At 39.8% G+C, this 241-nt stretch carries 1 pseudogene; it reads left to right on the forward strand.

The features are described 5' to 3' along the window. Positions 1 to 241: pseudogene (locus SH09_RS14245) on the forward strand (accessory Sec system translocase SecA2); the annotation flags it as partial.

Below are 241 nucleotides of genomic sequence, written 5' to 3' on the forward strand. Positions count from 1 at the left end.
AACAATTACAGGACAAAACAAAAACGTTTCAGCAACAATTAGCAAATCATCAAGCTACGTTAGATGATTTATTACCAGAAGCGTACGCAGTTGTTCGTGAAGCAAGTTGGCGTGTCTTAGTTATGTATCCTAAAGATGTCCAAGTCTTAGGTGCGATAACATTACATGAAGGTGATATCGCTGAAATGCAAACTGGTGAAGGAAAGACGCTCACGGCAACGATGCCACTGTATTTAAATGC

The sequence above is a fragment of the Staphylococcus gallinarum genome (genome assembly GCF_000875895.1).
Classification (GTDB): Bacteria; Bacillota; Bacilli; order Staphylococcales; family Staphylococcaceae; genus Staphylococcus; species Staphylococcus gallinarum.